Raw genomic sequence first — 26917 nt, forward strand, 5'->3', positions numbered from 1 at the left:
CCGGGAAGCCTGAATAGACTCAGTGCCCTTGACCGTTGTGGTGAATGCACAGGCTGATGTGCAAGAGATGGATCTGATGTAATCCTGCGGTGACAACGACACTGGACAGTGCAACGAACGTAAAAATCATCATGTCGGAGATCAGCACCGGCCACCACAACACCCTCCTTCGAATCCAAAACCTGGAGTACAACCGATGCTTAAACTCATTGACGGTAACAACCAACTCAAGCGCCTGTTCCACGCCATGGGACCGGGAGCCCTTGAAACCCTGTTTATGGAAGCCCTTACCCCACCCCAAGGCACTCGCCTGATTTGGGTATGGGACGGTAAAAATGCCAACGCTCGCCGGCGTGAGCAATTCCCCGGCTACAAGCGTTCAGACGGCCATGTGGCCGATGATTTCTACCACGTCACCGACCTGTTCAAAGAGGTGCTGACCCACTCCGCAGCCATCCAGATAGAAGTAGAGGGGTATGAAGCTGACGACGTGATCGCCACTCTGGCCCAGGGCACTGAAGACCAGGTGGTAATCCAGTCCACCGACCAGGACTACTACCAGATTGAATCCTCCCGGATCCGTGTGCTCTCCGAGAAGGAGCGCAAGATGCCCGCCGAAGACATCCGCTTGTTCAAAACCATGGTGGGTGACAAGTCAGACTGCATCCCCGGCATGACACGTTTTGGTGAGACCGCATTCAAGAAGCTGCTGCCGTCCGAGCGGCAGGTACTCAAGAGCTATTTTCGGGGGAATACCGATCACACCGCCGAGGAAGTAGCCCAGTTCCTGGAGCTGAAAGGCAAGGCGCTGGAGAACTGGCTGGCTGAACAGGACCAGCTCAAGACCTTCTGGAGCATCATTGGTTTCTACGAGGTGCCACTGGACCTGATGAGCGGGGCCATGAAGCCTGGCACTCCCAACCTACAGGCCGGCACCGCCTTGTTGCACAAATACATGCTGACCATGCCCGTGCCGGAGGTGGTGTGATGGACGCCCCTTACAACTGCCCCTGGTGCGGAGCCCCCGCCTGGCGGGAGCCGGGGGAGATAGACCCACCGGCGGACTATTGCCATGAAGGCGACCACGGCACCCCTGAAGAATGGGTGGAAAACAGCTGATGGCCCGCCGTCGTAAATCCCTCAGCCAGCGGCAGAAGCGCCGCTGGCCTCAAATCTGGTGCAGTCATCACAGGCCCAAGGAGAAGAAACATGACCCAAGATACTGACAACTCCAACGTGATCCCGTTACCCCCAGCCCGTTTGGTAACCCTTACAGCCGATAAGCTGGAGCAGTCAATCATCAAGCCCGCACGTATCTACAACAACATGCCGTCCACTTTTCGGCTGGCCCTGTATCCCGATGGACGCAAGGTGATTCAGGGCGGTTATGTCTGGAGCGAAGGCTTCCAGAGTGGGATCGAGTGGAAGGATCTTCCCGTGGTGGAAGTGGACGAACACGGCAAGGCCGAGGGGGATTGATGGGATACGTCCTAGCTACCATCCTCGCCCTGATCATAGGGCATCAGTGGGGATGGTCCGCAGCCCATAAAACCGTTGCCCGGGAGTGCCAGCTTTTGGGCAAGTTCTGTGTCGGAAACACGGTGTATCGATGCACCGAGATAAACAAGGAAACCCAGAATGGCTGACTACGGAGGATCTACCACCCCGGCCGAGACCCGGGACCAGACCCAGACCCCTTTATGGCTGTTTCAAGCCATGGATCTGGAGTTCGACTTTGCGTTGGACGCCGCCTGCATGGACCACACCGCGCTGGTGCCCGGCGCCTACCTGACCCCCCGGGAGAACAGCCTGATCGTGCCCTGGGCCGATCAGCTGGACCCTCTCAAGAACAACGCCCATGTCTGGCTTAACCCGCCCTATTCCAATCCCAAACCTTGGGTAAAAAAAGCCATGATTGAGCGTCACAACGGGGTCACGACGGTGATGCTGGTCCCCATGGATGCCACTGCCTCTTGGTGGCCGGGGGATAACGCTCAGGAGCTGCGTGTGATCACCGGCTATTACGATGAGAACAACAAGTGGCGCAGTGGCCGCATCGCATTTATCCACCCGGTTACCGGTGAGGAGATGCCGGGGAATCCCAAAGGAAGCTGTTTCTTAATCTTCCGACCCGAGGTTGACCACCATACCGTGACCTACGTCAGTAAGGGTGACCTGTTGCTGTATGCCAAGCTGCATCCCAACTACGGAAAAACCCTGCAGCAGTTACTGGCTGCATAACCTACCCCGGGGCTCCACGTTGAGCCCCTGAATCCAAAAACGGAGAACCATAATGGCTATACTGAACCCTCTGAAGAACATCATCACCTTTGCCGCTCAGCTGCCTGAAGCCAAGGACCTGGAAGGGCACTTGGCCAAACTCCCCTTTAAGGAGCTGGCATCCAGCGAGTACCAGACTGCCGGCTTCGTCCAGCACCCGATTACCAAGCAGATGGTATCCCCTTTCGAGGATGGGTTTGCTTTCGTTGTTCGTTACGACGAGAAGGTGATCCCGGCGGCGGCCGTGAAAGCGGAAGTGGCCAACCGGGTGGCTCACATCGAGGCCGAGGAGGAGCGCCCCGTCAGCCGCAAAGAGAAATCAGCCATCAAGGATCAGGTGATGGGTGAAGTGGTTCGGACAGCATTGGCCCGCCAACAACTGATCCACGCCTACTACGTCCCCTCCAGCAAGCGCCTGTTTGTGGTAACGGCCAGTGAGCGAATGGCTCAGGTAGTGATGAATCTGCTGGTGAAGGTCGTGGGTTCGGTGAAAACCGAAACGACCCACGTTACCGATGTTAAGCACGGCCTGACTACCCGCTTGCAAGCCTTCTTGACCACGGACACGCAACCATGGGAAGCCTTCGGGGATTTCGAGCCCGGCGATGCCTGCAAGCTGACCCGGAAGCTGGAAACCAAAGAAACCATCAACTACACCGGCCTGGACATCGCCTCCTGCGATGAACTGGTGGACAAGCTGGAGTCCGGGTTCAAGGTGGAGTCCCTGCGACTCAACTGGGAGGGCCTGGAAATGACGCTGACCCAGGACTTCCACCTGAAGTCCTTGAAGTGGGAAGACAGCGATGACCAAGACGCTGAGGACGAGCATGAAGCCTGGCAGGAAGACGCCGCGATGAAGGTTTACCTGTTGGATCAGGTGTACGGTGAACTGCTGCAACTGGTCGAGTACAAGGAGGAACAGGCGGCGTGAATCCCTCACCTGTGGCGATTGCCACTCTGAGATGGATGTTTCTAATCGGAGACATCCTCGTTTTCGCCATGATAGTCGTCGGCCACATCCATGAAATACCTTCCCTTGTGGAGCTTGGTGTGGGGTTTGTTTGGTCTGCAGTCATCACCTTCGGCGGCCTCAACGGTATTCTGATCATCCTGATCATGACACTGGACCTGTTGGGGTATCCGTATGTTCTTGATGAACCTCATGAGCCGACACGTTTCACGCATTGGGGCTGTGCCCATGTGGTGCTTTGGGCCGTCCTGATGGTAGAGGTTCAGGAAATCACGCTGGCAGGTTTGGTGTTACTGACTTACGCCTCCCAGTTCATGCTGGACAAAACCATACTTCGAGACTAACCCAACCGCCGGCCCCGCGCCGGCGGTTTCGAATCCAAGGAGAACCGATCATGCTTTCACGATTCAACGATAAGTTGGGCGTTACCGAAACCCTGGTGGACGCTCGTAACTTAGAGGCCGTGCTGCCCACGATCCTGGAGAAGGCCAAGCAGTACAGCAATTGCGGTTTCGATATCGAAACCGAGGACAGTAACCGGCACGATGGTCTGAACAAGTTCATGAACCTGGAAGCCGGCAGTGAGAAGTTCAAGAAAGCCAAAAAGCTGGTGTTTGATACTCGCCGCACCAACATCACCGGCTTCTCTGTGTACTTCGACGGCGACGACACCGCATACTACTTCAACACCTTCCACGCCGATGCAGAGAACCGTATCCCGCTGGCCACGGCCAAACAGATCGTGACGGTACTCAGGAACAGCTGCACCCTGTTCATTCACAACGCCGCTTATGAATGGGGGATGCTCAAGGCCTGCTGGGACATCGATCTGGGTACCAACTACATCTGCACCCTGCAGATGGCGGTATCCGCCTACAACGACGACGAATATGACCCTCAGCGACTATTTGCCCATGGTCTGGGTGCCATTGGCGGCCTGATGAAGGATGTGGTGAAGGCCTTCTCCGATTTCCAGGAAGGTAAGGGCCGCACCGCCGAGCAGCAGGAGCTGCTGAACAAGGTCTGCGGCAAAACCTCCGACGCCGCCCACAGCTACAACGGTCTGGTCAAATCCATCCGTTATGGTTATGCCTTGAAGACGGCCAGCAAGAGCTGGCTGAACTACGACCAGGACACCTTTGAAGCCACTCTGAACGGCAAGGCCCACATGGGATTGCTGACGGGCGAGGAAGTGCTGCACTACGGCGCCGACGATGCGGTGGTATGTATGCGCCTGTTCCATGCCATTTATGACTTCATGATGCGTACCAACCCTCAGGTGTTCAAAACCTTTCTGGAACAGGAAAACCCTATGCCCAGAATCTTTGCCAAACGGTGGATCCGTGGCGTAAAGATTAACCTGGCGGCGGTGTATTCCCGGCAGGACACCGAACGGGCCAACATGGCTCAAACCATCCGTGACCTGAAACAGTCGCTGGCTACCCTGGTCCCCTTTGACGACCAGCCCTCCCCTCGCCTGTGGCAGCGTCAGAAGTGGTATGTCGGGAAGAACGAGGACGCCTACCTGAAATACCGTAATCGCATCATAACCTTGGCCACCGCCCCGGACGGGGACGACTACACCGTCTGTAAGCAGATTTCCGGTGCCGTGACCGAACGCTGGATGGCCGTGAAGGGGGACAAGTGGACTGGCAAGGAGAAGGATAAGCGAGGCAATCTGAGCCATTACATGATGCAGCGAGTGCTTCTGCATGACCTGTGCGAACTGCCATTTGTTTACTCGGCCGGCGCCATTACCACCGATGCCGAAGCCCGAGGAAAAATGAAAGACAAGGCCCGGGAGCTGGCCGAGAATCCCAAGGTGTGGATTAAGGAAGCTGAACGCTACGGCGGCACCATGACCATGGAGCAGGCCCAGGCCAAGGTGGCGGCCTACCAGGAAAAGCTGCCTGCGGTTCTGGCGGTGATTGGGGCACTGGATCGCATGACCAACATTGAGCAACGCATCAAGCTGTTCATCAACCCGTACCTTTACCTCACCGACCCCGAGACCCAGAGGATGTACCCCATCATCTCCAGCCGGCTTAACACGCGCCGGATGGCTGCCCAGGATCCCAACCCGATGCAGCTCAGCAAGCGGGGTGAGAGTACCTACATCCGTGGTTTCTACGAGCCTGATCGGGAAGACCATGTTCTGGTTTCCGTGGATTGGTCCCAGATTGAGCTGGTCTTGATGGGTGAATTCAGCCGGGACCCCGCCTTTTATGAGGCTTACGGCCAGATCCCCTACAACGACTTGCACCTGGGCGCCGCCGTGTCGGCCCTCAAGGTATTCCACCCCGAGTTTACTGTGGACGACCTGAAGGCCGTTCGTAGCCTTCCCGCCGAGCAGTACCCGGATTACCGGGACAAGTGGCCCAAAGTGTGTACCGACCCGGTATCGATGGAGCCTCTGGATCAGGGCTACGTCTACAAGAAATGGCGGAACGACGCCGGCAAGCCGTCGAATTTCGGTTACTGGTATTCCGGCAGCCTGATGACCGTTCAGGAAAAGATGGGGTGGAACTCCGAGGAAATGTGGGAAGCCACCGAAAACTACCGGCGCACCTTCCCCGTGGCCGAGGCCTACCGGGTACAGCTGCAGCGCACCGCCCAGCAGCAGGGGTATATCGTGCTGCCGGATGGCCACCGCCGCACCCGCTTCGAGGCCACCCAATACTGGGCGGTGTGGATGACTGCCCAGTTTGACGCCTACAAGAACCCGGCAATCAGCGCCTTTGGCCGTACCGTGGTCAAGACCATTCAGCGCCGGGCGGCCAATCAGGTGGTGAACGCCCAGATCCAGGGCAGCTGTGCCACCCTGGCAAAACGCAGCATCATCGCCATTGAGCGCATGATCGAGTCGGAGGGCTGGGATGCCGCCTTCTGGATGCCTATCCACGATGAATTGGTGTTCAGCGTCCACCGGGACCAGGCTGTCGAGTTCGTGGCCCGTGTTAAACAAGCGATGTGCGATCACCCGGAGATTATCAGCCTGCTCAAGACGGATGCCACCGGATCCATTGGCCGAACCCTGGAACCTTACCATCCGAAAAAGGCCCCCTTTGGACAGGTGGAGCTGGATGAGGCCCCGTCATTACCCGGGATTCTGCCGAAGGATACGACAGATGGCGCACTCAACAAGGACCAACAGCAGGCTGTTGTGGAGTATCTTTTTGGTGAACGCAAACTGCAACAGGCGGCTTAACATATTGATATTTGGGTAGTATCCTGTCGCTCATTGGTGACAGTGGGCAGCCGAGGGCGCCGCTGGGCGCCCTCATCTGCACAGCGAATCCAAAATGACGGAACGACGACTATCCCCTTTCGAGCGGCTGAGTCATGAGGCACAGCTGCGCCGCGCCCTCCTGGTGCTCACCTATGAAAACACCGCCATGGCCGTGAGTGATGTCGCGGAGTTGGTCGGAGCCCCTACGTCTCTTACCCGATCACTGTTGCAACAACTGGCCGCATCCGGGCGAGCCATTCAAATTACCACTGGCCGTGGTCACAAATACAAACCCGCCATGCGGGATCCCTTACGTTATTACCTGAGGAAACCGAAATGATTGATGACCGCCTCTACGCCACCATGTATGCCGACGTGCTGGAATTCCGCCGGGCGTTTGACCTAAGCCTGGAACTGCCCACGGATTCCGACGCGACTTTGCATGACCGTCTGCGTCTGGAAGAATTCGAGGAAGCGGTACTGGCCGACACCCAAGTAGACCGCCTGGACGCACTGGTGGACAGTGCCTATGTCACCCTGGGCGATTGTGTTCAGCGTGGCTTGCTGTCGCTGGCAGAGCTGAAACAGAAGGCTCCTGAGCTGTGTTTCTACCTTAGCCTGATTGTGCGCACCGCCGAGCGTCTAGGCTTTGATTTCGCCGGTGCCTGGGCTGCCGTTCATAAAGCCAATATGGACAAGCTGGTGGATGAGGCACAGGTATGGGCGGTGCAGGCCCACTATCAGGCCCGAGGCATCATGGTGGAGTTCACTCCCACCGACATCACGGGCAAGTACATTGCCAAGGCTGCCAACGACACCGACGAGGTGAAGAAGGGCAAGCTCCTGAAGCCGGCTAACTTTCAAGCGCCTAATCTCATGGAATTTATTGGTTAAATCGGTCAAGCTATAGACACCCGGGGGCAGCGTATGCCCCCCTTCGAATCCAACTCTGGTACGGCTATGAAACTGTCACTTTCTGTTATCACCAAAAATGGTACCGATCCCCTGCTGACCAAGCGGATTACCCTCCAGGATGGTCGAGCAGTCTCTGATGCTACTGAATGTAAAATGACCAATGGTGTGGCCAACCGTGTAGATATTGCACTGGAAGCCCTGCCCTATCTGCTTCAACAACTGGGCCACCATCAGGCCATTACCTCCGGCTGGGTTAACGACGACCACACCGACGAACACCAAATCATTGCCCGGGCCAAGTTTCAGGACCGTAGCTGGCAACTGCCCGTACATCGACAGGGTGACATTTCTTATGCAACCCGAACACTGGATTCGATGCACCAGAAAGGGCTGAGCCTGCTTCCCATCGACTACGACTACAACGACGAAGCACCCATCAACTCTCCAGAGGAGCTGGTACAGAAGCTGGAAGCCGTGATCCCGGGACTGTCCCAGTATGCCCATGTAGTGTCCTACTCGTCTTCTTCGGGCATCTATCATGCCGAGACCGGTGAATGCCTGAAGCCGGCAAAATCCTTCCACCTGTTTTTTGCGATGGTGGATGGGGATGACCTGACCCGGATCCGGGACGTACTGAACAAACGCCTGAGCCTCGCCGGTCTGGGCCGTATTACCCTGTCCCGATCTGGTGCCAAGCTGGAACGTCACCTGATCGACTGCGCGGTATTCAGCCCCGAGCGGTTGTTATTTGAGGCAGATCCTGTTCTGGGAGAGGGATTGGTGCAACGCCGGCCGGTCCCCTCCTATCACGCGGGTCTGCCGGCCCTTGATACGAAAACCCTGATCCCGGACCTGTCAGACGACGAGATCAAGGCCTACGACAAATGGAAGAAAACGCAGGAGAACAGCCCTGAGCTGCAGGCCCGAATCCAAGCGATACGGGAATCCCGTATCGAAAAGCTGATGACGGAAGGCCATAGCCGGCAGGAAGCCCAGGTGATGGTGGAACATCGCATGGCGGGCAAGCTCATGCTGACTGACGAGCTGCTGTTTGATGGTCTTGATGAACCCGTGACCGTCTTCGAAGCCATGATGAACCCGATGAAATATGATCGGCTGAGTCTGGCGGATCCGCTGGAGCCCGAGAAAGGCCCCTCCAAAGCCATGTTCTACTCGAACGATGACACCAACCAGCCGATGATCCACACCTTTGTGCGCGGCGGGGGTATCTACAATCTGATGGAAGCGCACCTGTTGCAGGTTCAGTTGACGGCCAGTAACGCCGAAGCCAGCGCCGCCATCGTTCAAGAGATGCACGGTGATGATTCGGTTACCATGGTGGAGCAACAGTATCTGGGTAATGCCCCGGAGATCCAGGGCTGCACCCGTACTGGGACCGTGACCGTGCGCAGCCCCAAAGGGACAGGTAAAACAGAATGGCTCAAGGACCAGATTGGTTTGTGGGGGCGTACCATTATCGTGGTTCACCGGACAACCCTGGCCGAGCAGATGGCTACCCGTCTGGGAGTGGCTTGCTACAACGAGAAGCGCCCGGCTACCGACTTCCACAATGCCCCGGCACTGGTGACCACTTACGACTCCCTGCATAAGTTCATGCTGGAGGGTCTGCCCCACACCACCGTGGTCATTGATGAGTTTGAACAGGTTGTGGAGCACATCAAGGCCGGTACCGTGAAGCGTAAATCCACGGCGCTGAACTTCTTCATCGGTGCGCTGAATCAGGCGGAGCGTCGGGTGTTTCTGGACGCTGACCTCGACCCTGCCACGGTCGATTTCCTGTGCAAGATCGGTCTGAAGGCCGGCGAAGTCCATCATTACATCAACCGCTGGAAGCGGGTAGCCCCGGCCACCATCACCGAGTTGGAAGGTAAAGGAGTAGCAGAGGCCAAGCTGGTGGAGCTGCTGCAAGACCCGACTCGGGGCATGTACCTGGCCTGTCAGGCTCGGGAAAAATCCCGGACCCTGGCCTGGCTGGTGCTGCAGACCTTGGGGGTTGTCAGCGAACCCAAGGAGAAGGGTTACAAGCTGCAGTTTGAAACCCCTCTCCCTGATGGCCGGCGGATGATCCTGGTCAACCAGGATACGGTCAGCGAGGATGCGGCCAAACCGTTCCTGACCGATGCCAACCGCTTCCTGAAGCCCACCGATATTCTGATCGGGTCTCCGTCCATGGGTACCGGTTTCAGTATCGACGCCGTAGAGGGCAAGCCGCTGTTTCCTGTCCGGTTCCTGTTTGCCTCAGCTTCTGCCGGCCCCACCTCTGCCGACGCCATGCAGCACCTGGAGCGGGTTCGTGAAGGGCATCTGTGCGAGAATTACCTGACGGTGACCGAGAGCAACAAGGTACTGCCCACTGACCCCAACAAGCTGATCATCAGTGAGCTGCTGGCCGCCGCCCTGCTGGGAGAGAAGAAGTTTCACGAAATCTCCAAATACCAGGACCTGAGCCTGACCTATAATCCCACCACCGGCCGCACCGAGATAATGCACCAGGCCTACGAACTGGCCTATGGATACCTGACCGGTCGAAACCATACCGACCGAAACAACTTCTCGGACAACCTGCGTAACCGGCTGAAACTGGAGGGTTACGAGCTGCTTAGTGGGGAAGGGTCTTCCGAACTTGAATCCTGCCTGGAGCAGGTCAAGGAAGCGAAGGAGACCTACAAGGAGAATGAGGAGCAGCTGAAAGCCGCCTATCCCCTGATCGATGACGACACCATGGCCAAGCTGCAGGAGCAGGAGCAGTTAACCGGTGAAGAAAAGGAGATGGTAGCCAAGAAGCGGATTGCGGATCTGTTCGGCTTTGAAACGGTGGAAGAAGCCAATGAGGTGTACCTGCTCAGCGACGCAAAACGCCGCTACCGGCAGAACGGCCTCAAGTTTGGTCTGACGCTGAACCGGGCTCTGCTGCTGGATATGGAACGACTGACCCGCCCGGGCCGGGAACGCTGGGAAGGAGCCATTCAGACCGAGGTCGTGGACTTTTTGGAAGACTTTATGGGTAAGCTGGGTCTTTCTTGGGAAGGCGACCGCATCGTTTCCAATGGCCGTACCTGGGACCCTGATCAGATGGCGTCGCTGTATAACTGGTTGTATAAGGTGGATAACGGCTTGAGCCCTGAAGGGCATCGTTTTTCCATCATCAAGACGGTGCTGGGCTTCTCGATGCCTGCCATTGAGGACACCAAGAAAATCGCCCAGAGCGTAGCCACCGTGCTGAAGGCCGCAGGGCTGGGAACCTTTAGAGTTTCCCGGGTTCGTACTGATGATGGATTCATTCGGGTTCGCAGCATTGACCCTGAGTGTTTGGACGCCTTGAATGAGGATCTGGCCCGGGCCAGAGCGCACAGCAAGAGCCCGTACTATCGTCAGGATTACACGCTGGCACCGGATTGTCCGTTGATGACCTATTCGTTGGCAAAATTGCAGGGACAGGATGTTACCGGATCTCCGGTTCACAAGATGGTGGGCAGACTACAGGAGTATCTGCACCCTATACTCAACAAAGAGTTGAACCGGCAATTGGATATGGTCTATCCCGGTATTAGGAATGCTCATCTTCCGGTAACTGGGTGAACGCTATAGAATAATACCACGTCGGGTATGCCCGGCGTGGTAAGACTAGAGATAACGGGGAGATTAATGACCATTAAGTATCATCCGAAAAACAGCAAGGAGGCACTGTACCTGCTCCGTCGCCTGTGTAAGGAGCAAGGAATCCGTATATTCTGGAACCGTCCACTGGCGAAAGGTATGTACCATCAGCTCAAGGAACGTGTAGGACATCTGATGTTGTCCGGGGATATCTACAAAGCCATCGGACATCACGTTAACAGTCACTCTTATCTGATCAGTATGAAAGAAGGGGCTCAGAGGTTTGACATTAACGGCAAGGTAAGCGGTGTCGTTACCGCCGAAGAAGCTCAGCTGGCTCACAAACAACGAGGAAAAAAACATCGGAAGTTGCTTAACCGGGGCAAAAAGAAAGGACCAGGACGTAGATCTACCCCCCAATCCCTATCATCCACTCCCCGTAGAAACTCTCCGGCCCCCACGGTAGTGATCAGGAAAAAACGAAAGCTCTCATACGATAATCAGTAATGTGTGGGGCATTGCCCCATCTTGAATCCAAACTGGAGAATCCGATGACCACCGCCAATCGTGGCAAGCCTGAAGAACAGGAGATTGAGGCCTTTTTTGACCTCATGGGTAAGGACGCCGACCTGTACCGCTTCGAGGACTATGCCGAAGCCAATTTCAAAGGCCCAACCAAAACCCGCAAGATCGTTTCAGCCAAACCTTCCGACTACCTGCTGACCTGGAAGGGTCAGATGTGCTATCTGGAAGTGAAGGCCAGTGCCGACCCCAAGCGGTTCTCACTGAAGAACATACGCACCCACCAATGGCTTCGCGCCAAGCGTTGTACAATGGCGGGAGGGCTTTATGTCTTTTGGGTGAAATCCACCGCTCATGGTCGCTGGTTCGAGATCCCTGCCGAGGAGCTGTTAAAAGCTCGGGAGGAGGGTAAAGCCTCGGTCACTTGGGACGAACTGAAAGAGCATGACAGCACCGAATACATGGAAGAACTGAGACAATACGCCCTGGCTGACAAAGCCAAATAACTGCCCCCCGGGGGCTCGAATCCAAAACAGGAGTAACACGATGCAACATCCCCAACTTCCCGGGGTTGTCCTGCTGGGCGACCCGCACCTTGGCAAGGCCTTCAAGACCGGCACCCCGCCTCACCGGATGGGTGACCGGGACAAAATTCAGTTCGATACCTTCAAGCAATCCTTGCTCACGATCCCCGACAATACTCACCTGCACGTCTGCATGGGTGACTTGTTCGACCGCCCCCATGTACCGGAGTCCCTGGTACTGCGCGTGTACCGGACCTACAAGCAGGCCTGCGCCGGCCACCCCGACACTACTTTTGTGCTGATCGAGGGCAACCACGACGCCAGCCGGGACGCCAGCAAGGCCAGTTCCTTTGATGTGCTGGCCCACCTGCTCGACGGTATCCCCAACATGGTGGTGGTGCAGACAGACCCTCAAATCGTGGCCAGTGCCGGCCAGGAATACCTGTTCGTGCCCTGGGTGTTGGGGAAGGACGCCGAGGAGGTGGTGGCCCACCTGCCGTCCGGTTGCCCCTTTGCCGCCGTATTCGGCCACTGGGACCTGGACAACTTCAAGGGCGCCGAAGACCTCAATGTGCTTCCCTACGAGACCCTGAGCAAGGTCACCGACGTGGTGGTGACGGGTCACATTCATATTGCCGAGAACCGAACCTATGGTGACATGCTGGTGATCGGCACCGGCTCCATGCTGCCCTGCAGCCATGCTGAAGACCCGCTGGAAGAACTCTATGTGACCCGTAGCCGAAAAACAGTTCTGGCTGCCTTGGAGGAGAAACCGGACGTCTACTTCAACCACCACCTGCGGGTGGAGCTGGAGCCTCACGAAGACCCTCTGGCCGGCATTGACTGCCTCAGCCTGACCCATAAGCGGGTGGCCGCCGAGGGGCTGGAAGATGTCACGACTCAGGTGGATGATTTCGACCTCAAAACCATTTTCTTCGATGTAATGGCTGAGGAAGGCGTAACCCCCGACCTCACCGATGAACTATGGAAGCAGCTGTAAGCCGCCCCCCAAGGAGACTCCGATGATTAAGCAACTGACCTACGATGTAACCTTTTCCAACGGGAAACAGCTTAAACGAGAGCTGACGCTCGACGCCGGCTCCTGGCTGATCACCGGCAAGAACGAGGCCGGGAAATCGATGAACCTGGAGATGATCGCCTACACCCTGTATGGCACTGAAGCTCTGCGGGGAAAGAGCGGCGACTACACCAAGATAAAGAGCCGTCTTGAGCTGTCGATCCGTGGCCAGGATTATGTGATTGAGCGTACCAAATCCAACGGCAAGGTGCTGGCCGCCAACGGTGATGTACTGGCCGAAGGTACCAAGGGCGTGAACGCCAAGGTGACCGAGCTGATGGGTTATGACCTGTCGGTGTTCCGCATCGCCCACTGGTGCGCCCAAGGCGACATTCAGGCGCTGGCCAACATGAAGCCCACCGAACGCAAAGCCATGGTGGATAACGTGTCCGGTCTCAATCAGCTGGATGCCCTGGAGCTGTTTCTGAAAGAGACCATCAAGACCTACAAGGACCAGCTTTCAGCCATTGAAGGGGTGGTTCACAAACCTGAAGCCCCTGAGAAGCCTGAAGGCCTTTCCCGGGCCGACCTGGAGAACAAGATGAAGCAGCTTCAGGACCAGTTTGCGAAGGTGAACCGGTTGAAGGCGGTGGCCGAGCAGACGATTCACATTCCTGAACAACCCACTCCGTTCACCTCTCGCCCCATGCCGGAGCGTCCCCTGCCCTACCAGGAGCAGGCGTTGCCGGCAGAGCCCGAGTATCAGGCAGAGCCGGAGCAACCGGTGTTCCCCGGCAGCGAGGATGAACCCGAAGGCTTCAGCCGCCCGGCGCTGGAGCAGCTGAAAGAGAACCAGAAATGGCGTGAACAATTGCTGGGTCGTATCGAACGGTTGAAGGCGGAGCTGCTGGATATCGGGAGTATTGACCCCGATAAGGTCGATCAGTTGCGTACCCTGCTGGCCACCGCCGAGCAAAGCAAGGAGAAAGCCCGGCTTCAAGCCATGGGTGAGGTGGACTGCCCTAACTGCAATCACCACTTCCCTCTGGAGCATCAGGCGCTGGCTGAGCTGGCTGACGTCCCCGACAACTTCACCGTACAGTTCACCGCCCGCGATATTGCCCGTTTTGAAGCTCAACTGGAGCAAAAGCAGAAGCTGGAGAACACTATCGAGAATGCTTATAACGAACTCGAAATGTACCCAGACGCTGCCTCTACCATTGCCGAGTGGGAGGCTTACGACCAGGCCCTGCAGAAGTGGAATCTGTCACTGATGCACTGGGAGCAGGCTTGTGCCCAGGTGAAGGAACTCAATGCTCAGGCCCGCGACCACTGGAAGAACCAGTGCAAGCGCGTGGTTCAAGCCAATCAGGCCGGCGCTGAACACTACGCTCAGCAAATGGTGAAATGGGACCAGCTATGTACTCAGACGCAGCAGGAGAACGCAGCAGGAGAAGACCGGTACCAGAAGGCCCTTGAACACTATCAGAGAGAGCTGGTGAGGGCTCAGGAGGCCCAGGAAGCCCGCCGGGCGGCTCAAGAGGAGCTGCAGCAGCTCCCCGACGAGGCGGAACTTCATAACGCCATTGAGGAAGTCCGGGCCGTAGAGCGCCGCTGGGAGGTATACGATTTCGCCATGGAGCAGTACACAACAGCCTTGAAGAAATATGAGCAGCATCAAGCAGAAATCGAGCGGATGAGGGTACAACTGAAAGACCATCAGGCGGCTCAGGCGGGGATCAAGGCCGTGAAAGCCCGGGTCAAGAACTACCTTCTGCCAAGCCTCAACCAGGCCGCTTCCTATCTGGTTAATGAAATGACGGGAGGTGAGCGAGCCCAGGTGGTGATTGATGAATCATTTGAGGTAGAAGTAGATGGTCAACCTTTGCGCACGCTATCCGGGAGCGGCCAGGACATTACCAACCTGGCTATCCGGTTGGGGCTGGGTCAAATACTGACGCACAAGGTCCTCCCCTTGTTCATGGTAGATGAACATGATGCCGGCATGGATTGGGAGCGTGCGACGTATACTCACAATTGTTTAACAAAAATTACACCTAAAATCGGCCAGCTTCTGATTGTCAGTCATAAGGAGTTGAGTGCTGAAAATATAATCAACATTTAACTTTGCGAAACTAGATTCTCAGAATGCAAAATAATTGATAAGCCGGAACTTAACGTAAGTTCCGGCTTATTTTTAATTCCTAACCCTCACTGGTCAGACCTGTTTTCAATTGATCTAAGTCATATCTCAGAGTTATAAATGTCGCCGTTCAGGGATACCTGTCCTCACAGGGTAGATGTTGTACTCTGACCTTTAGCGAATCCAAAACTTGCGCTCCCCTCCACGGGGAGCTGCCACGGAGATATTATGATCACGGCCGACTTAATCACTCATTCCATTTGTTCTCAGACTGGCACTCAGCTTCGATCTTTCCTACTTGAATATCCTCGGTTCATTCACGCCGAACTGATGACCCATCGGGTATTCTCCCGGAACTCAGCCAGCAGTCGTGCTATTCCAATCACTACCGTTATGCAGTTGGTGGAAGCCGACCCTGCCATGCCCATCCACTGGGGGGCGGATCAGCCCGGAATGCAGGCACGGCAAGAGGTTGAAGACGTTGAGGGCGCCCGGGAGGAGTGGCTGGCGGCCATGCGTAGTGCCCTTTTCCATGCCGAGCGTATGCGTAAAAAAGGCCTTCACAAACAGATTGTCAACCGCCTTCTGGAGCCTTTTCAACGCATTAAAGTTCTGGTCAGCAGCACGGATATGGCGAATTGGTATGCCCTTCGTCACCACCCTGATGCGCAACCAGAAATTGAATGTCTGGCCGCTCTGATGTTTGAAGCGGAACAGAGCAGCACCCCCTTTGAATTACACCAGGGTGAATGGCATCTGCCTTTTATTGATCGAAAAAGGAATGACAAAGGTGAATTGCTTTATTATTCCGAGGGGGAATTGGTTTCGTTAGATTCTGCGAAACGAATATCCGCCAGTTGCGCCGCCCAAACCAGTTATAGAAAAAATGACACCAGTGAAGAAAAGGCCGGGTTGATTTTTCAAAAGTTGGTTGAAAGTCTTCCCGTTCACGCTTCACCTTTTGAACATCAAGCCCAGGCGTTTCCTGGTCGCAGCAGTAACTTCCGAAACTTCAGGCAGTTCCGTAAAGAGATTGCTAATGAAACGGTAAAGGATGCAGCATGATGCCGATGACTCAACCTCAGGGCGCGGGTGAATCCCGCATCCAGCATCTGGAGAAACAACTTGCTTTCTTGTCTAAGGAAGTGGTACGCCTTGCCGAGTTGGTGGACCGTCCAATGGCCAACAACGTCTACCTGTGTGAGGAAGTCGCCAATCGTGTGGGTCTGAAGCGACAGACGCTGTATCGGAAGTTCAAGCGTGGTCAGATCCCCCAAGGGACCATCTGGCGATACACCCCTGAAGGCCGCATTATGGTTAACCTGCCGGCCCTGGAGCAGTGGCTCAGCTCTGCTCCTCAAGTATAACCCCCCTCCTCAATATGCTACGGTATCCGTAGAGTTCCCAGGCTACGGCCTGGGGACAGCCTTCGATGCGTACCACCATGAAAATTACAAAAAAAGCCGAAAAACTACTGGCGGCCACTCCCGGATTACATCTGCACAACAATAAGCTGCGGGTCGTATTTCGTCTGCCCGGAGAAACTAAACCCACCAAGCGGTCCCTGAAATTAGAGCCGACCGAACCCAACATTCTGTTCGCGGCCAACAAATTGGGGACCATAAAACAGGACATTACCTTTGGCCTGTACAGCAACGATCCTGAGGCCTTCTGGCTTAAACACTTCCCCGAAGAACTCCAATCCAAGGCCGAACAAACCCCTACCTTGAAAGAGGTATTGTATGCAAAATACAACGATCTTTTATACACCTGGAGTGGTAGTTCTCAGCGGTCCTACGGGTATGCTGTGTCTACCGTCAGCCAGTACCTGGGGCACCTGCCGGTAGATCAAGTAAGAAGCTCCCATGTGAGGGAATTACAGAAAAAGCTCCTTTCTGGGGAAGATCGACACAAACCCTTGGCTTCCCGTACTGTGAACATGTACCTGAAGCAGAGCCAATATCTGCTGGATCTATACCTGGAGGAGCTGGGGGAGCGTACCAATCAGATCTACTCCAACCCGTTCAAGAAGGTGCCGGCGCTTAAAGAGGGACGGTCCTTCTCCGATGATGAGGATCAGGATGTGTACCCTTTCTCTCCCCAGGAGCTGTCCCGGATCCTGGAATACCTGGCGAAGAACCCTCTCAAACACCGCTTGGTCCGGTGGATGGTGTACACCGGTATGCGCCCGGGAGAAATTGTGGCCCTGGCATGGGAAGATATCGACCTGGAAGCCAACGTCGTAAAGGTCCGGTACAACTACTCCCGCCACTCCAACGGGCTCAAGCTCCCCAAAACAACCCACGGCCGGCGCACCATCGAGTTACTGCCTCAGGCGGCCGAGGTCTTAGCCGAGATGTTTCCGGTGACCGGTCATCTGCCCGGTGAGTTGATGACGGTGACGGAACATTACAACAAGACAAAGGAGGTGCTGCGGCGCAATGTTTTCCTATACCGTTCTTCCAAAGGTGTTTTTCGTAGGTTACATGAGAATTTAACCTTTCCTACTGTTACCTGGGGACGTATTCTTAACAAAGTTGATGTGCCGTATCGCAGGCCGTACCAGTTGAGGCATACTTACGCCAGTTGGGCACTGATGAACGGCGCTGATCCCATGTGGGTTGCCCGGCAGATGGGACACAGTGACTGGGGTGTGATCCGAACGGTTTACGGTAAATGGATCCCTCAAGCCATGCAGTCCCCTGCTCAGTTACTGGGAAGCAAATTAGGTGGCTTTGTCCCCTATACGTCCCCAAAGCCGGGGACACAGGAAGACGGTGAAAAAAGTCTATGAAAAACAGGGGCTTAGGACGATGATTTTGATATGGTTGTTATGCCCCTGTTAACTGTTAAAATAACACCAATTTAGCAAAAGGACCTCTGTTCTTCCCGTATTCTAGTCTGTTGGGTATGACGCAGTAACTGCATGGGATGCATATAAAAACAATAACGGCACAACCAAAAAGGCCGGCCCCGGCACTCTGAGTGTCTTGCATACGTAAGTTTGTTACACAAACACCTTGCCATGCAGCCTGTCCTTTTCCGCGTGGTGCCGACGACAGTATTTTTACATTCAGAGAACAGGTAAGCTCATGCAGACTCCACACATTCTTATCGTTGAAGACGAACTGGTCACCCGTAACACCCTGAAAGGCATTTTCGAGGCGGAAGGGTACACCGTGCTGGAAGCCACCGACGGTGAGGAAATGTACAAGGCCCTGTCCGATCACAAGGTAAACCTGGTGATCATGGACATCAACCTGCCCGGCAAAAACGGCCTGCTGCTGGCCCGGGAGCTGCGTGAGCAGCACAACCTGGCACTGATGTTCCTCACCGGCCGCGACAACGAGGTCGACAAGATCCTCGGTCTGGAAATCGGTGCCGACGACTACATCACCAAGCCGTTCAACCCCCGCGAGCTGACCATCCGCGCCCGCAATCTGCTGGGCCGCACCATGCAGGCACCCGACGCCCAGGAAGACGACAAGCAGGTGGAAGCCTACCGCTTTAACGGCTGGACCCTGGACATCAACAGCCGTGCCTTGGTCAGCCCCAGTGGCGAGGTGTTCAAGCTGCCCCGCAGCGAGTTCCGAGCCATGGTGCACTTCTGCGAGCACCCGGGCCAGATCCAGAGCCGTGCCGAGCTGCTGAAGAAAATGACCGGCCGCGAGCTCAAGCCCCACGACCGCACCGTGGACGTGACCATTCGCCGCATTCGCAAGCATTTCGAGTCGGTGCCCGACACCCCCGAAATCATCGCCACCATTCACGGCGAAGGCTACCGCTTCTGCGGCGAGCTGGAAGGCTAAAAACGCCGTGCCGGATCTTGGCCCGGCCTCTTCGAATGCCGGCTCAAGGCCGGCATGACAGAAAACCAGCCCATACACCTAAAAAAATACCGGCCAGCTGGCCGGTATTTTTATTCACGAGATAAATGCCTTACAGCACATTCACGGCGTTCAGCTCGCGGAACGCCTGCTCCAGGCGGGCGATCATGCTGAGCTGGCCTTCACGCAGCCAGACGCGGGGGTCGTAGTATTTCTTGTTGGGCTTGTCGTCGCCGTCCGGGTTGCCGATCTGACCCTGCAGATAGGCTTCCTTGTCCTTGTAGTAGTTCATCACCCCGGCCCAGGTGGCCCACTGGGTATCGGTGTCGATGTTCATCTTGATCACACCGTACTCGATGGATTCCTTGATTTCCTCAGCGGAAGAGCCGGAGCCGCCGTGAAACACAAAGTTCAGGGACTTGGGGGCCAGGCCGAACTTCTCGGACACGAACTTCTGCGAGTTGTCGAGGATCTTCGGGGTCAGCTTGACGTTGCCCGGCTTGTACACGCCGTGCACGTTGCCAAAGGAGGCGGCAATGGTGAACTTGTCGCTGATGGCACTCAGCTTCTCGTAGGCGTAGGCCACGTCTTCCGGCTGGGTATACAGCAGCGAGCTGTCCATGCCGGTGTTGTCGACGCCGTCTTCCTCACCGCCGGTGCAGCCCAGTTCGATTTCCAGGGTCATGCCAATCTTGCTCATGCGCTCCAGGTAACGGGCGCAGATCTCGATGTTTTCTTCCAGGCTTTCCTCGGACAGATCGATCATGTGCGAGCTGAACAGCGGCTTGCCGGTTTCGGCAAAGTGCTGCTCGCCGGCCTCGAGCAGGCCGTCGATCCAGGGCAGCAGCTTCTTGGCGGCGTGGTCGGTGTGCAGGATCACCGGAATGCCGTAGGCTTCGGCCAGAGCGTGCACGTGACGGGCACCGGAAATGGCACCCAGAATGGCGGCCTGGTGGCCTTCCAGTTTCAGGCCCTTGCCGGCAAAGTAGGCGGCACCGCCGTTGGAGAACTGCACGATCACCGGCGCTTTCACCCTGGCGGCGGCTTCCATCACCGCGTTGACCGAGTCGGTGCCCACCACGTTGACCGCCGGCAGGGCGAACTGGTTGGCCTTGGCGATGGCAAAAATCTTCTGCATGTCATCGCCGCTGACCACACCCGGCTTGACCACGTCGGAAATTTTCTGGGACATTGTATTGCTCCTGTATGCTGCATCACGGCCGGTGTAACCGGCCGTGTTGAAAAAATGGGTTCAGTCTTTGGCACGCTGTTCCAGCATGGCCACCGCCGGCAGGGTCTTGCCTTCCACGAACTCCAGGAAGGCGCCGCCACCGGTGGAAATGTAGGACACCTGGTCCTTGATGCCGAACTTGTCGATGGCCGCCAGGGTATCGCCGCCACCGGCGATGGAGAAGGCATCGCTCTCGGCGATGGCGCGGGCCACCACTTCGGTGCCGTGAGCGAACTGATCGAATTCAAACACGCCCACCGGGCCGTTCCACAGAATGGTTTTGGCTTCCTTCAGGATTTTGGCCAGGGCCTCGGCGGAGTCGGGACCCAGATCGAAGATCATGTCGTCGGCGTCCACTTCACTCACCGGCTTGGTGGCGGCCTCGGCCTGCTCGGAGAATTCGGTGCCCACCACCACGTCGGTGGCCAGCGGAATGGCGCACTCGGCGGCCAGCTTTTGGGCGGTGTCGAGCAGCTCCGGCTCATACAACGACTTGCCCACCGGGTGACCGGAGGCGGCGATAAAGGTATTGGCGATACCGCCGCCCACCACCAGCTGGTCGGCCACCCTGGACAGGGACTCCAGCACGGTCAGCTTGGTGGACACCTTGGAACCGCCCACAATGGCCACCATGGGCCGGGCCGGCTTGTCCATGGCCTTGGCCAGGGCGTCCAGCTCGGCGGACAGCAGCGGGCCGGCACAGGCCACGGGAGCGTATTTGGCCACGCCGTGGGTGGAGGCCTGGGCGCGGTGGGCGGTGCCGAAGGCGTCCATCACGAACACATCACACAGGGCGGCATACTGGCGCGACAGGGTCTCGTCGTCCTTTTTCTCGCCCTTGTTGAAGCGCACGTTCTCCAGCACCACCAGCTCGCCCTCGGCAATGTCCAGGCCGTCCAGGTAATCCTTGGCCAGGCGCACCGGCACGCTCAGTTTGCCGGCCAGGTAGTCCACCACCGGCTGCAGCGAAAACTCGTCGGCATATTCCCCTTCGGTGGGGCGGCCCAGGTGCGAGGTCACCATCACTCTGGCGCCCTGGGCCAGGGCCGCCTCAATGGTGGGCAGCGAGGCCAGGATGCGGGCATCGGAGCCGACCTTGCCGTTTTTCACCGGCACGTTCAGGTCGGCGCGGATCAGCACCCGCTTGCCGGACAGATCGAGTTCATTCATTTTGATGACAGACATAATGCGTCCTCTAAATTGGCAGTACTGTGGTTAATCGAGTCTGTTAAATCGTCTTGCCCGCCGCCAGCCAGGCCAGGCTGGTGTCCAGCATACGGTTGGCAAAGCCCCATTCGTTGTCGCACCACATCAGCATCTTGATCAGGTTGGCGTCACTGACCCGGGTCTGGGTGCCGTCGATAATGGAAGAATGGGGATCGTGGTTGAAGTCCACCGACACCAGCGGCGCTTCGGTGTAGTCGAGAATGCCCTTGAGCGGGCCCGCGGCGGCCTCACGCAGCACCCGGTTCACCTCCTCCACCGAGGCGTGTTGTTCCACGATCACGCTGAGATCCATGGCGGTGACGTTGATGGTGGGCACCCGTACGGAAATGGCCTCGAACTTGCCGGCAAAGTGCGGCAATATGCGCTCAACGCCCTTGGCCAGCTTGGTGTCGACCGGAATGATGGACTGGCTGGCGGCGCGGGTACGGCGCAGATCGGCATGGTAGGCGTCGATCACCTGCTGATCGTTCATGGCCGAGTGAATGGTGGTGATGTTGCCACACTTGATATTGAACACCCGGTGCAGGGTTTCGATCACCGGCACCACGCAGTTGGTGGTGCAGGACGCGTTGGAGACGATGGTCTCACGGCCGGTAAGCTGCTGGTGATTGACACCATAGACGATGGTGGCGTCCACGTCGCTGTCGGCCGGATGGGAAAACAGCACCCTGCCCGCCCCCGCCAGCAGGTGCAGGCCGGCATCGGCCCGGCTGGAGAGCACACCGGTGCAGTCCAGCACCAGATCTACCCCCAGTTCGGCCCAGGGCAGGCGGGCCGCGTCAGGCTCGTGGCACAGGCGAATAATGTCATCGCCAATGCGCATGTATTCCCCCGCCAGGCTCACCGGCTGACCAAAGCGGCCGTGGCTGGAATCGTAACGGGTCAGGTGGGCCATGGCCTCGGGCTCGGCCAGCTCGTTGATGGCCACGATTTTCATGCGCCGCTGAAGGCCGCGCTCGAAAAAGGCGCGCAGCACACTGCGGCCGATGCGGCCGTAACCATTGATGGCGAGTCGAATCATTGCTGTCTGCTTCCTGCTGGGCTGAGGGCGTGGGCCCGGTATCAGAATTCAGGCCCAAGTCTAACGAGGATTGAAAGCAAGGGGAATGGTGAAGGCAGTGATGCAGCGCTAAAAAGGAAAATCCCGGCCATTTGCCCGGCCGGGACGATCAGGGGGAGCAAAATTCAGACAACTTCCAGCCCGGGCTCCGGCTCGGTGACCACGGGCGTCTCCCTCGCCTGCCCGGCCTCTTGCTGCAGCCAGCGCAGCATGTGGGCTGGGTAACAATCGTCCGCCGACCAGATGCAGGGCGGCGGGCTTGAGACAGCACTCATACGGGGCAACTTATCCATGAACTTGTCCTCGCTGATAAAACCGAACTCAGGTTAACCATACCGATTGACGGTTTGATGACAGTACATCATTTAAACAGGAAAGACCAATTTGAGCCACAAGGCCGCCCGGTCGCCACAGGTGCCCCGCGAGCGCTAATGGGGCTGAGCCGCCCGTGCCTCCCCGGCCTGGATCTGTGGCTCTTTCTCGGCCTCGGGCGCCGGCTCGTTCAGCTCCAGCTCCATCTGGCCGGCGCTGGCTTCGGCCATGGCTTCCTCTTCCAGATCCGGAAACACCTCCTCCATGGGCAGATCCACGAACTCCTCGTTACGGGGATCCAGCTCGGTGATCACACCCGCGGTATCCACCGGGGTGGCGATCCAGGCGGTTTGCTCCTCCACCGGCATCACGGGGGTGCGCCATTGCCACCACCAGGTGTAGCTGCCCAGCAGCAAGGCCACGGCGCCACAGCCGATATACAGCCCCTGGGGGCCGAGCCAGGTCATCATGCCCGAGCTGAACAGGGGCCCCAGTGAACTGCCCAGGCCATAACTCAGCAGCAGAGTGGTGCTGGCCGCCACGATATGATGGGCCTCCATACGGTCGTTGGTGATGGCCACCGCCACCGGGTAAATGGACGCCACCATGCCCATGTAAAGGGCGGAAAAGCCGATCAGAATGCCGACATGATGGCCGCCACCGGCGATCACGCCGGCGGCGCTGACGGCGATGACCAGGTTGATGGCCACCATGATCCGGCCCCGGTCCAGCCGGTCACACAAGCGTCCCAGGGGCCAGGCAAACAGAATGAAGGTGAAAATGGACGCCGCCATAAAGTAAGACAGCTGATCCACCGGCAGCCCCACCTGAATGGCATAAACCGGTGCCATGGCGTAAAAACTGCTGATCAGCACTCCACTGCACAGGGCCGCCAACAGCCCCACCGGGGCACTGCGCACAATGGACTTCAGGCTGATGCGCTCGCTGTGCTCCACCGTGGGCGCTTCCATGCGGGTCAGCGACAGCGGCACCAGGGCCGCGGTCAGTAATATGGCGCCGAGGGTAAAGGGCACAAAGGCGGCGGGATCGGTAAAGCCGATCAGCAGCTGGCCGGCGGTGGCGGCCAGATAGGCGCAGATCTGATAGGCAAAAAACAGGGTGGCGCGATTGTCGCTGGTGGCCACGGCGCTGAACCAGCTTTCAATCACCACAAAGCTGCCGGCCACGGCAATGCCGCTGAGCGCCCGCAGCAGGGCCCAGATCATGATGCTGTCGGTGAGCGGAAAGATCAGCGTGGAGCTGGCCAGCACGGCGCTGAACACCGCAAAGGCGCGAATGTGCCCTACCCGCTTGATCACCCTGGGCCCGTACAGGGAGCCCAGCACGAACCCCACCGAATAACACACCATGATGCTGCCGATCAGGGTCGGCTCCACCTGTTTCAGCCCCAGGTTGACCCCGAGCAGGGTCATCACGAAGGTGTTGCCCCCCATCAGCAGAAACACGCTGAAGATCAGCGACGACAGGGAAATGACCAGGCGTTTTATCATGATGGCGACAATCTGAGCGAAAATGAAAGACGCTCAGAGTGACAGCACAGGGTGGGGCTGAACAAGTCCTGGCCGTTCAATATCGGGGATGGATCACTTTTCTCGCGGCCCGTGGCCCTGAGCGCGCATAAAAACAAAAACCCCCGGCACAAGCCAGGGGTTTTGGGTCCGCAACAGCCGGGTTTAACCCTGGGCTTTCAGCTTGCGACGGTAGGCGTGCAGCAGCGGCTCGGTGTAACCGCTGGGCTGGGTGGTGCCTTCGAACACCAGGGCACAGGCGGCCTGGAAGGCCACGCCGTCAAAGCCCGGCGCCATGTTGCGATACAGCGGATCGCCGGCGTTCTGCTCGTCCACCACCGCGGCCATGCGCTTCATGGTTTCCATCACCTGCTCTTCGGTGCAGATGCCGTGACGCAGCCAGTTGGCAATGTGCTGAGCGGAAATACGCAGGGTAGCGCGATCTTCCATCAGGCCCACGTTGTTGATGTCGGGCACCTTGGAGCAGCCCACCCCCTGGTCAATCCAGCGCACCACATAGCCCAGAATGCCCTGAGCATTGTTGTCCAGCTCGTTCTGGATTTCTTCCGCGGTCAGGGCATCCTTGTCGGCCTGGGTCAGCAGCGGAATGGTCAGCAGGTCGTCCAGGCTGGCCGGCTCGCGGGACTTGAGCTCGTCCTGACGGGCCTTCACGTTCACCTGATGATAGTGGGTCACGTGCAGGGTGGCGGCGGTCGGAGACGGCACCCAGGCGGTGTTGGCACCGGCCAGCGGGTGGGCAATCTTCTGCTCCAGCATGTCGGCCATGTTGTCGGGAATGGCCCACATGCCCTTGCCGATTTGCGCCTTGCCCTGCAGGCCGGCGGCCAGACCCACGTCCACGTTGTTGTTTTCGTAGGACTGGATCCAGGCCTGCTGCTTCATGTCGCCCTTGCGAACAACCGGGCCGGCTTCCATGCTGGTGTGAATTTCGTCACCGGTGCGATCCAGGAAGCCGGTGTTGATGAACACCACGCGCTCGCGGGCTTCGTAAATGGCGGACTTCAGGTTGGCGCTGGTACGACGCTCTTCATCCATGATGCCCACTTTCAGGGTGTTTTTGGCCAGACCCAGTACCTGCTCGATGCGCTCGAACAGCTCCACCGCAAAGGCCACTTCTTCCGGGCCGTGCATCTTGGGCTTGACGATGTACACACTGCCGGTGCGGGAGTTGCGGAACTTGCCGTTGCCCTTCAGGTCGTGAATGGCGATCAGGCAGGTGACCAGGCCATCGATGATGCCTTCCGGCACCTCGTTGCCGTCCTTGTCGAGCACAGCGTCGTTGGTCATCAGGTGACCCACGTTGCGCACGAACAGCAGGCTGCGGCCGTGCAGGGTAAAGGCTTCACCCTGCGGGTTCAGGTATTCGCGATCCGGGTTCAGCGCACGAACGATTTCCTTGTCGCCCTTCTTCACTTTCTGGGTCAGGGTGCCTTTCATCAGGCCCAGCCAGTTGCGGTATACGCCGACCTTGTCTTCGGCGTCGACGGCGGCCACAGAGTCTTCGCAGTCCATGATGGTGGACAGGGCGGCTTCAACGATCAGGTCCTTGATGCCGGCCTTGTCGAGCTGGGCAACCGGGTTGCTGGCGTCGAACTGCAGCTCGATGTGCAGGCCGTTGTTGCGCACCAGCACGGAAGTCGGGGCGGCGGTGTCGCCCTTGTAGCCGGCGAACTTGTCGGCATCGGCCAGAGTGGTGGTGTCGCCGTTTTCCAGGGTGATCTGCAGCTGACCGTTCACCACCTGGTAAGCGGTGGCGTCGGCATGGCTGCCGGCGGCCAGGGGAGCGGCCTGATCCAGCAGGTTACGCCCCCAGGCGATCACCTTCTCGGCGCGGCGCGGGTTCAGGGTCTTGGTCTTTTCGGCGCCATCGGTTTCGGGAATGGCGTCGCTGCCGTACAGGGCGTCATACAGGCTGCCCCAGCGCGCGTTGGCGGCGTTCAGGCAGTAACGGGCGTTGTTCACCGGCACGACCAGCTGCGGACCGGCCAGGGTGGCCAGCTCGGCGTCAACATTGGTGGTGGTGATCTGGTAGTCTTCCACCACCGGCACCAGATAACCGATGTCGGTCAGGAATTGCTTGTAGGCCGCAGCATCGTGGGGTTTGCCGGCGTTGGCGCGGTGCCATTCGTCGATCTGACGCTGCAGCGTTTCACGCTTTTCCAGCAGGGCGCGGTTCTTGGGGGCCAGATCATTAACGATCTGCTCCATGCCATTCCAGAACGCGGCGGGCTCAACGCCGGTACCGGGAATGATTTCATTTACTACCAGATCATGTAGAACGGTAGCGACTTGCAAAGTGCCGAGGTGAGTACGTTCCGTCATAGTTGCTTCTTCTATTCTAGTTGTCAGTAGTGTTCAATCGACCGATCACTAACCCTAATCGCTTGGGAGCGATAGTTTACCCGCGAAGACGGGTCTAGGCAAAGTCGAATTGCAATATATGGTCACAGGATCTTCACAAATTGTGAATAAAAAATCACGCACTTTGTAA

At 57.5% G+C, this 26917-nt stretch carries 23 protein-coding genes; 17 read left to right on the forward strand and 6 right to left on the reverse strand.

All coding sequences use genetic code 11. The features are described 5' to 3' along the window. Window positions 1-196: 196 nt before the first annotated feature. The 17 genes from PU634_RS10570 (at window position 197) to arcA (ending at window position 19028) form a co-directional block, all read left to right on the forward strand. Window positions 197-988, forward strand: a complete 792-nt coding sequence (locus tag PU634_RS10570; RefSeq protein ID WP_306760757.1) for a hypothetical protein — start codon at window positions 197-199, stop codon at window positions 986-988. Further along, on the forward strand, window positions 988-1119 hold the full coding sequence (locus tag PU634_RS10575; RefSeq protein ID WP_306760758.1) for a hypothetical protein: 132 nt from the start codon (window positions 988-990) through the stop codon (window positions 1117-1119). Before PU634_RS10570 ends, PU634_RS10575 begins: the two co-directional genes overlap by 1 nt. A gap of 90 nt (window positions 1120-1209) precedes the next feature. Further along, window positions 1210-1479 (forward strand): hypothetical protein, encoded by a 270-nt coding sequence (locus tag PU634_RS10580; RefSeq protein ID WP_306760759.1) that lies wholly within the window; start codon window positions 1210-1212, stop codon window positions 1477-1479. Between the two features lie 159 nt (window positions 1480-1638). Beyond that, window positions 1639-2241: a phage N-6-adenine-methyltransferase gene (locus PU634_RS10585; protein WP_306760760.1), complete on the forward strand. Its 603-nt coding sequence runs from the start codon at window positions 1639-1641 to the stop codon at window positions 2239-2241. Window positions 2242-2293: 52 nt separating this feature from the next. Continuing rightward, on the forward strand, window positions 2294-3211 hold the full coding sequence (gene rdgC / locus PU634_RS10590) for a recombination-associated protein RdgC (protein WP_306760761.1): 918 nt from the start codon (window positions 2294-2296) through the stop codon (window positions 3209-3211). Further along, window positions 3208-3594: a hypothetical protein gene (locus PU634_RS10595; RefSeq protein ID WP_306760762.1), complete on the forward strand. Its 387-nt coding sequence runs from the start codon at window positions 3208-3210 to the stop codon at window positions 3592-3594. The genes rdgC and PU634_RS10595 overlap by 4 nt, the downstream gene beginning before the upstream one ends. A 50-nt stretch (window positions 3595-3644) precedes the next feature. Continuing rightward, the gene (locus PU634_RS10600) at window positions 3645-6458 is read left to right on the forward strand and encodes a DNA polymerase (protein WP_306760763.1); all 2814 of its coding nucleotides are present in this window, start codon (window positions 3645-3647) and stop codon (window positions 6456-6458) included. Window positions 6459-6815: 357 nt separating this feature from the next. Beyond that, window positions 6816-7373, forward strand: a complete 558-nt coding sequence (locus PU634_RS10605; protein WP_306760764.1) for a nucleoside triphosphate pyrophosphohydrolase family protein — start codon at window positions 6816-6818, stop codon at window positions 7371-7373. Between the two features lie 66 nt (window positions 7374-7439). Then, window positions 7440-10994, forward strand: coding sequence for a plasmid replication protein, CyRepA1 family (locus PU634_RS10610; RefSeq protein WP_306760765.1), 3555 nt, complete (start codon window positions 7440-7442; stop codon window positions 10992-10994). Between the two features lie 66 nt (window positions 10995-11060). Further along, window positions 11061-11519 (forward strand): ProQ/FINO family protein, encoded by a 459-nt coding sequence (locus tag PU634_RS10615; RefSeq protein WP_306760766.1) that lies wholly within the window; start codon window positions 11061-11063, stop codon window positions 11517-11519. A 44-nt stretch (window positions 11520-11563) separates the two neighbouring features. Further along, a complete protein-coding gene (locus tag PU634_RS10620; protein ID WP_306760767.1) occupies window positions 11564-12040 on the forward strand; it encodes a Holliday junction resolvase RecU in 477 nt (158 codons plus the stop codon). A 40-nt stretch (window positions 12041-12080) separates the two neighbouring features. After that, window positions 12081-13058, forward strand: a complete 978-nt coding sequence (locus PU634_RS10625; RefSeq protein ID WP_306760768.1) for a metallophosphoesterase — start codon at window positions 12081-12083, stop codon at window positions 13056-13058. 22 nt (window positions 13059-13080) lie between these two features. Next, window positions 13081-15201, forward strand: a complete 2121-nt coding sequence (locus tag PU634_RS10630; RefSeq protein WP_306760769.1) for an AAA family ATPase — start codon at window positions 13081-13083, stop codon at window positions 15199-15201. 246 nt (window positions 15202-15447) lie between these two features. Beyond that, window positions 15448-16284: an FAD-dependent thymidylate synthase gene (locus tag PU634_RS10635; RefSeq protein WP_306760770.1), complete on the forward strand. Its 837-nt coding sequence runs from the start codon at window positions 15448-15450 to the stop codon at window positions 16282-16284. Beyond that, the gene (locus tag PU634_RS10640; protein ID WP_306760771.1) at window positions 16281-16586 is read left to right on the forward strand and encodes a helix-turn-helix transcriptional regulator; all 306 of its coding nucleotides are present in this window, start codon (window positions 16281-16283) and stop codon (window positions 16584-16586) included. Before PU634_RS10635 ends, PU634_RS10640 begins: the two co-directional genes overlap by 4 nt. Window positions 16587-16651: 65 nt before the next feature. Then, entirely contained in the window at window positions 16652-18013 is a 1362-nt protein-coding gene (locus PU634_RS10645) for a site-specific integrase (protein WP_306760772.1), read from the forward strand. Window positions 18014-18311: 298 nt separating this feature from the next. After that, a complete protein-coding gene (gene arcA / locus PU634_RS10650; RefSeq protein ID WP_306760773.1) occupies window positions 18312-19028 on the forward strand; it encodes a two-component system response regulator ArcA in 717 nt (238 codons plus the stop codon). Window positions 19029-19158: 130 nt separating this feature from the next. On the opposite strand, the gene fbaA is transcribed toward arcA, so the two are convergent. The 6 genes from fbaA to PU634_RS10680 form a co-directional block, all read right to left on the reverse strand. After that, window positions 19159-20238, reverse strand: coding sequence for a class II fructose-bisphosphate aldolase (fbaA, locus tag PU634_RS10655; RefSeq protein WP_306760774.1), 1080 nt, complete (start codon window positions 20236-20238; stop codon window positions 19159-19161). Window positions 20239-20298: 60 nt separating this feature from the next. Further along, window positions 20299-21462, reverse strand: a complete 1164-nt coding sequence (locus PU634_RS10660; protein WP_306760775.1) for a phosphoglycerate kinase — start codon at window positions 21460-21462, stop codon at window positions 20299-20301. A 43-nt stretch (window positions 21463-21505) separates the two neighbouring features. Then, window positions 21506-22525 carry an erythrose-4-phosphate dehydrogenase gene (gene epd, locus PU634_RS10665; RefSeq protein WP_306760776.1) on the reverse strand — a complete coding sequence of 340 codons (1020 nt, stop codon included), beginning with the start codon at window positions 22523-22525 and terminating at the stop codon, window positions 21506-21508. Between the two features lie 164 nt (window positions 22526-22689). After that, entirely contained in the window at window positions 22690-22839 is a 150-nt protein-coding gene (locus PU634_RS10670; RefSeq protein ID WP_306760777.1) for a hypothetical protein, read from the reverse strand. 153 nt (window positions 22840-22992) lie between these two features. Then, window positions 22993-24387: an MFS transporter gene (locus PU634_RS10675; RefSeq protein WP_306760778.1), complete on the reverse strand. Its 1395-nt coding sequence runs from the start codon at window positions 24385-24387 to the stop codon at window positions 22993-22995. Between the two features lie 183 nt (window positions 24388-24570). Then, window positions 24571-26748, reverse strand: coding sequence for a malate synthase G (locus tag PU634_RS10680; protein WP_306760779.1), 2178 nt, complete (start codon window positions 26746-26748; stop codon window positions 24571-24573). Between the last annotated feature and the right edge of the window lie 169 nt (window positions 26749-26917).

This window comes from Oceanimonas pelagia (assembly GCF_030849025.1).
In the GTDB taxonomy this organism is placed as follows: Bacteria; Pseudomonadota; Gammaproteobacteria; order Enterobacterales; family Aeromonadaceae; genus Oceanimonas; species Oceanimonas pelagia.

Excerpts from the sequence above, each read along its gene's own strand:
- PU634_RS10570 (WP_306760757.1), top strand. The coding sequence starts at position 197 with ATGCTTAAACTCATTGACGGTAACAACCAACTCAAGCGCCTGTTCCAC.
- PU634_RS10575 (WP_306760758.1), top strand. The coding sequence starts at position 988 with ATGGACGCCCCTTACAACTGCCCCTGGTGCGGAGCCCCCGCCTGGCGG.
- PU634_RS10580 (WP_306760759.1), top strand. The coding sequence starts at position 1,210 with ATGACCCAAGATACTGACAACTCCAACGTGATCCCGTTACCCCCAGCC.
- PU634_RS10585 (WP_306760760.1), top strand. The coding sequence starts at position 1,639 with ATGGCTGACTACGGAGGATCTACCACCCCGGCCGAGACCCGGGACCAG.
- rdgC (WP_306760761.1), top strand. The coding sequence starts at position 2,294 with ATGGCTATACTGAACCCTCTGAAGAACATCATCACCTTTGCCGCTCAG.
- PU634_RS10600 (WP_306760763.1), top strand. The coding sequence starts at position 3,645 with ATGCTTTCACGATTCAACGATAAGTTGGGCGTTACCGAAACCCTGGTG.
- PU634_RS10605 (WP_306760764.1), top strand. The coding sequence starts at position 6,816 with ATGATTGATGACCGCCTCTACGCCACCATGTATGCCGACGTGCTGGAA.
- PU634_RS10610 (WP_306760765.1), top strand. The coding sequence starts at position 7,440 with ATGAAACTGTCACTTTCTGTTATCACCAAAAATGGTACCGATCCCCTG.
- PU634_RS10615 (WP_306760766.1), top strand. The coding sequence starts at position 11,061 with ATGACCATTAAGTATCATCCGAAAAACAGCAAGGAGGCACTGTACCTG.
- PU634_RS10620 (WP_306760767.1), top strand. The coding sequence starts at position 11,564 with ATGACCACCGCCAATCGTGGCAAGCCTGAAGAACAGGAGATTGAGGCC.
- PU634_RS10625 (WP_306760768.1), top strand. The coding sequence starts at position 12,081 with ATGCAACATCCCCAACTTCCCGGGGTTGTCCTGCTGGGCGACCCGCAC.
- PU634_RS10630 (WP_306760769.1), top strand. The coding sequence starts at position 13,081 with ATGATTAAGCAACTGACCTACGATGTAACCTTTTCCAACGGGAAACAG.
- PU634_RS10635 (WP_306760770.1), top strand. The coding sequence starts at position 15,448 with ATGATCACGGCCGACTTAATCACTCATTCCATTTGTTCTCAGACTGGC.
- PU634_RS10640 (WP_306760771.1), top strand. The coding sequence starts at position 16,281 with ATGATGCCGATGACTCAACCTCAGGGCGCGGGTGAATCCCGCATCCAG.
- PU634_RS10645 (WP_306760772.1), top strand. The coding sequence starts at position 16,652 with ATGCGTACCACCATGAAAATTACAAAAAAAGCCGAAAAACTACTGGCG.
- arcA (WP_306760773.1), top strand. The coding sequence starts at position 18,312 with ATGCAGACTCCACACATTCTTATCGTTGAAGACGAACTGGTCACCCGT.
- fbaA (WP_306760774.1), bottom strand. The coding sequence starts at position 20,238 with ATGTCCCAGAAAATTTCCGACGTGGTCAAGCCGGGTGTGGTCAGCGGC.
- PU634_RS10660 (WP_306760775.1), bottom strand. The coding sequence starts at position 21,462 with ATGTCTGTCATCAAAATGAATGAACTCGATCTGTCCGGCAAGCGGGTG.
- epd (WP_306760776.1), bottom strand. The coding sequence starts at position 22,525 with ATGATTCGACTCGCCATCAATGGTTACGGCCGCATCGGCCGCAGTGTG.
- PU634_RS10670 (WP_306760777.1), bottom strand. The coding sequence starts at position 22,839 with ATGAGTGCTGTCTCAAGCCCGCCGCCCTGCATCTGGTCGGCGGACGAT.
- PU634_RS10675 (WP_306760778.1), bottom strand. The coding sequence starts at position 24,387 with ATGATAAAACGCCTGGTCATTTCCCTGTCGTCGCTGATCTTCAGCGTG.
- PU634_RS10680 (WP_306760779.1), bottom strand. The coding sequence starts at position 26,748 with ATGACGGAACGTACTCACCTCGGCACTTTGCAAGTCGCTACCGTTCTA.